Source organism: Candidatus Obscuribacterales bacterium (assembly GCA_036703605.1).
Taxonomy (GTDB): domain Bacteria; phylum Cyanobacteriota; class Cyanobacteriia; order RECH01; family RECH01; genus RECH01.
Map to the genome: position 1 here is coordinate 1 of DATNRH010000120.1, position 5,094 is coordinate 5,094.

Annotated in this window: 5 protein-coding genes; 1 reads left to right on the forward strand and 4 read right to left on the reverse strand. The window is 51.6% G+C overall.

All coding sequences use genetic code 11. The features are described from left to right. The first annotated feature begins 163 nt into the window (after window positions 1-163). The gene (locus tag V6D20_02445) at window positions 164-832 is read left to right on the forward strand and encodes a response regulator transcription factor (protein ID HEY9814652.1); all 669 of its coding nucleotides are present in this window, start codon (window positions 164-166) and stop codon (window positions 830-832) included. 270 nt (window positions 833-1,102) lie between these two features. Here the strand turns inward: V6D20_02445 and V6D20_02450 are convergent, their stop codons facing one another. The 4 genes from V6D20_02450 to V6D20_02465 all read right to left on the reverse strand — a co-directional run. Continuing rightward, on the reverse strand, window positions 1,103-2,089 hold the full coding sequence (locus tag V6D20_02450) for a 30S ribosomal protein S1 (GenBank protein HEY9814653.1): 987 nt from the start codon (window positions 2,087-2,089) through the stop codon (window positions 1,103-1,105). Between the two features lie 255 nt (window positions 2,090-2,344). Beyond that, the gene (locus tag V6D20_02455) at window positions 2,345-3,418 is read right to left on the reverse strand and encodes a Gfo/Idh/MocA family oxidoreductase (protein HEY9814654.1); all 1,074 of its coding nucleotides are present in this window, start codon (window positions 3,416-3,418) and stop codon (window positions 2,345-2,347) included. A 427-nt stretch (window positions 3,419-3,845) separates the two neighbouring features. Continuing rightward, complete coding sequence (locus V6D20_02460) at window positions 3,846-4,427, reverse strand: prepilin-type N-terminal cleavage/methylation domain-containing protein (protein ID HEY9814655.1); 582 nt, start codon at window positions 4,425-4,427, stop codon at window positions 3,846-3,848. A gap of 168 nt (window positions 4,428-4,595) precedes the next feature. Continuing rightward, a partial coding sequence (locus V6D20_02465; GenBank protein ID HEY9814656.1) for a MoxR family ATPase occupies window positions 4,596-5,094 on the reverse strand: 499 nt, incomplete at its 5' end.

The window sequence follows — 5,094 nt, forward strand, 5'->3', positions numbered from 1 at the left end:
GCGATCCCTAGCCCTAGACGGCAGATTTGAGATCAGCAGTGCTCCTCAGCAAGGATGCTGTATTACCGTTCAGATTCCCTACGGTCTACCCGAGCAAGGAGAATCTTCAGAGGCTAGAGGAAGATGATCATGTGAGAATCGTTGCTACCCCTTTAGATCCACCATGAACAAAATTTGCATTCTCTTAGCTGATGATCAACCCTTACTGCGCCAAGGACTCAAGGTCTTGCTGGAGCTAGAACCCGATCTAACCATTGTGGGCGAAGCCTCAACAGGGCAGGCAGCCGTACAGCAGGCCCTACATCTAAAACCGGATGTGGTGCTCATGGATATTCGTATGCCCGTGATGGATGGCGTGGCAGCAACAGCACAGATCCACCACCAGCTCCCTACAACCAAAGTTCTGGTCTTGACGACCTTTGATAACGATGAATATGTCACCGCAGCCATCCAAAACGGAGCGGTGGGCTATTTGCTGAAAGACACGCCATCGGAGGAGTTGGCGATCGCCATTCGAGCTATCCATAAAGGCTATAGCCAGTTTAGTCCCGGCATTCTGCAAAAAATGATGGCCGATCTGGCGCATCCTACATCCACCACCCCAGATTTACCCCCAGGTTTTCAAGATCTCACCCACCGAGAGCGGGATGTGTTGCGACTAATTGCCCAAGGTGCAAACAACCGAGAGATTGCTCAACAGCTTTATATTTCAGAAGGGACGGTCAAAAATCACGTCACCCACATCCTGTCACGCCTAGAACTCCGCGATCGCACCCAAGCTGCCCTCTTTGCCCAATCAGTTTTAGATCGCCTCACGGATGAACCAGAATAAGTTTGGGCAGTCTGGTTGCAATCTATCCTAGAAGTAAACCTTCAAACAGCTCCAAGGTTTCTACGATGCCCTACCCCGAGCTGGCTATGGCTACAGCAAGAACACTGGAATCGCATCCTCAGAGATTAGCAGCAGCGATCGCAAAAAAATACCCGGCTGACCACTCCAAAGAGACGATCAGCCGAGTATTCAGATTAATCATGTCGCAGATAGACGAGCAAGGATGGAAGAGCGATCGCTCTCTTAGATGCCATCCCTTCTAGCTACAGCTTATTCTTCAACAGCAAGAGCAGGCTCTTCTTCTACCACAGCCGCAGGTTCAGCATCCACATCTTCCTCGACAGGTTCTTCTGCACTAGGTTGCCCCAGACCCATCACCTGTTCCCGGTAGCGAGCCGCCATCTCTTCAGCCTTGTCATAGACGAGAGATGGGTTCTTCACCATATCACCGGGATCCGGTTCAAGCTGCTTGGTGGACAGAGAAATCCGACCGCGCTCAGCATCTAGGTCAATAATCATGACCTTAATTTCATCGTTCACATTAAAGACACTATGAGGAGTATCGATGTGATCGTGGGAAATCTCAGAGATGTGGAGTAGTCCGCTGACACCGCCAATGTCGATAAAGGCTCCGTAGGGTTTCAAGCCACGAACTGTACCGATGACAACTTCACCAACCTCTAGGCGATTCATCTTGCGCTCAACCAAGGCGCGACGATGACTCAGCACAAGGCGGTTACGATCTTCATCAACCTCTAAGAACTTCAGCGGCAATTCTTCCGCCACCAAATCTTCCTTCGGCTTACGAGTGCTGATGTGAGAGCCTGGAATAAATCCGCGCAGACCTTCGATGCGAACCAGCGCACCCCCTCGGTTGGTTGCAAAGACACTGGAGCGCACTGTGGCATCTTCCGCTTGAAGCTGACGAACCCGCTCCCAGGCTCGCATGTATTCAATACGTCGGATCGACAGTGTTAGCTGACCATCTTCATTTTCATCCGTCAAAATGAAGAATTCGCGAGTTTCATTCGATTGCAACACCTCTTCAGGGGTTTCAATACGATTGATTGACATCTCTTGAATCGGAATATAGGCCGCTGTTTTAGCACCAATGTCAATCAGAGCACCTCTTGGCTCTAGGCTGAAAACCGTTCCAGCCACAATATCGCCGGGGCTGAAATGATAGTCATACTTATCAAGGAGTGCCGCAAAATCTTCGTGTGTAAAACCGATATCTGGTGTTTTCTGATTGACCATGCTAGTTTTATCCCAGTGTTTTTCTCCGTAAACGATAGGGTCAAAGTCTTGAACAGTGCATCCACGGTTTGCCGTCCTTGCATTCGTTTCATACAAGGTCATGGCCAAGACAGACATTCAGTCTAGTGAGCAACCCAGCCCTAGGAAGACTATGATAACTCACTGGACTGCAATCGCGAAACTGATTTTCCAAATCTCATCCAGTTGTTAGCCAAATGCGTGCGATCGTTACAGGTACGCTTTTCCCTATCCAAGCTAAACGTATAGCAATTCTGGACTAAGTTGGTACCAAGCTTGGTGATCATCGGAAGCAATTTGCTCAATCAGGCTAGCAAGACGAAGAGCTTTGAGAGCTTGTTGTCCACCCACCGAGGGCTGATCGCCGCCGCGCACACAGGTGACAAAATGTTCTAGCTCGGCATGGAGCGGCTCTATATTGCTGGTATGAACTTTCTCAATTAAGCCATCTTGCCGATAAAGCACCTGACCGTAGTCCGTGGAGCAATTAGCCGTAGTCTGCCGATGAATGAGGATGGCATTGTTGAGAAAATCGGCCTCGGTGAGGGAGTGCTGGCAGTGGGCGGCAATCTGACGAATCTTGCGGTGGGTGACTTTGCTGGCTGTGAGGGTGGCAACGACGCCATTGGCAAAGCCAAGGGTGGCAGTGACATAGTCCAAGTGGTGAGAGCTGGTAGTGCGGCTACCGGTTGCCGTGAGTTTTTCCACCGGAGCCCCAGCTAGTTCTAGTAAGAGATCGATGTCGTGAATCATCAGATCGAGCACCACCGAGACATCATTGGCTCGATGGGAATAGGGACTCATGCGATGGGCTTCTAGCGCCAAAATTTTGTCGGTTTTTAGAACCTTGCTGAGTTCTTGAAAGGCAGGGTTAAACCGTTCAATATGTCCCACTTGCAGGATTGCCCGGGCTGCTGCTGCTGCATTGACTAAGGATTCGGCCTCAGCAATGTTGGCGGCAATCGGTTTTTCAATCAGCACATGCACCCCTGCTTGGAGGCAGGCCATGCCCACTGCATGGTGTAAACGGGTGGGAACGGCGATACAAACCGCATCCACATGTTCTAATAGGTCTTGATAATGCTCAAAAAAACGTACCCGGTATTTACTGGCAGTATCAATGCCGCGCTCGACATCAATGTCTGAAATCCCCGCTAGCTTCACATCTTTCAATAAGCTGAGCACACGGGTGTGGTGTTGCCCCATGTTTCCAACCCCGATCACACCAACCCTGATGGGCTCAGCGGATTGCCCTCGTTGTGGCGACGCGGATTCATAGCAAAGGGAGCCATTGGCTGTAGGGTCTTGCACTCCTGTCTTCTCCTAGGGCATTGGGGTCAAGGGCGATCGCACAAGTCAGGGGCAGCTCACAACAAGGAGTAAGTCTAGAGTCTTACGATGGGGTTTCGGGTGTGGGCAGAGGGTCAAGGAGGATGACCAGAGCCCGAGGCAAGCCGCCACTCCATGGTATGGACTGGCATTGACCTTACGTATGAATGACCGCTGATTGTATCGATGCTTCCCTCAGATATTATCACGGGGCTTTAGGGAGTGAAGATTTGCCGCAATCCCAAATGTCTACCTTGAGACGATGGGCTCAACTCCGCCCAGATGGGATGGGACAGGCGATCACTGCCTTGATTATGGAAGAAGCGATCGCCCTCTGTTGAAAACCGTGTGGCAGTCCCAAAATCGTCCTAGGGGAGCCACCCGGGAGTAATCTAGAACACATTCGTTCCTAAGACAAGAGACGGGCAGGGGAGCAGGAGCGATCGCGGCTAGACCGTTCAATATTTTTGCGCAGCACCCCCAGCAAGGTAGACACCACCACACAGCGCCTCATGCGACTACCATCCTGACGCATCAGGGTTAGACGTCCCAATTGTCCATTTACATTCCCTTTGTGGTTAAACTGCACCCGGTAGACCCCTTGGCTGCGCAGCAGAGTGGTGCGGGTGGGGTCGATCGCCACTTGAGATGACAGGGGCTGCCACTGGGCTTGAGCTGGCAAGGTGCGAATGGGATGCACCGCTGCTTGCACGGTACCATTCACTTCACGAAAACTAGCCTGCCAGCGTCCTCGGTTGCGCGTGGCTTCCTGCTGAGCTTGGCGCATCATCAAAAACGCTTGATCCTGAGACTTGGCGAGCACTAGATTTTGCTGAAAGGCTACCCAACTGGGGAGAGCGATCGCGGACACCAAGCCCATGACAAGTAGAATCACCATGATTTCTAACAGGGTAAAGCCTTGGTTGGTAGACAGTCGTGATGATGGCCGACCGGTCTGAGCAAGACGGCGGCGATTAGGTCGATAAAGCATGAGGTAGATGCAGTCCTGAGCGATAAAAGATTGCTCTGATTGTCTACAACACACCTACCCTTGAGCCTCTTGGAAAAAACGGAATCTGTTCCCCAGCACAGCCAACTTACTGAGAAATATTCAGCACATACAAGCTTGACATTTTCTCCGCATTAACCGTTTATCCGGCTATGGAATCGCAACCGTTTCGACTAACCGCTGAATAATGGCCTTGGCATGACGACCACTGGTGGGGATCAGGCGATGGGCTAGCACGTAGGGAGCCAAAAGCTTCACATCATCAGGGGTAGCGTAGTCTCGTCCATCCAAATAGGCTAGGGTCTGCGCCGTCCGATGGAGCGCCACACTACCACGGGGGCTCACCCCAAGACGAATTTCTTCATCTTGGCGCGTGGCCCGGACGAGTTCCAAAATATACTTCTGCAACGGCAGCTCTACTCGCACTTGCTGACAGAGCGATCGCAACTCCTCAATCTCCGCCAGCGAGAAGCAGGGGCGCAGGTCATCCAAAGTTTTACCCCCCTGAAGACGCTGCAGCATCTGGAGTTCTTCATCTTCGTCAGGATACCCCAAACTCAGAGACACCATAAAGCGATCCATCTGGGCCTCGGGCAGCGGAAATGTGCCCTGATATTCCACGGGGTTTTGGGTGGCGATCACAAAAAAT

Bases quoted from the DNA above. Each gene is read 5' to 3' on its own strand.
- V6D20_02460 (HEY9814655.1), bottom strand. From the start codon at position 4,427: ATGCTTTATCGACCTAATCGCCGCCGTCTTGCTCAGACCGGTCGGCCA.
- V6D20_02450 (HEY9814653.1), bottom strand. From the start codon at position 2,089: ATGGTCAATCAGAAAACACCAGATATCGGTTTTACACACGAAGATTTT.
- V6D20_02445 (HEY9814652.1), top strand. From the start codon at position 164: ATGAACAAAATTTGCATTCTCTTAGCTGATGATCAACCCTTACTGCGC.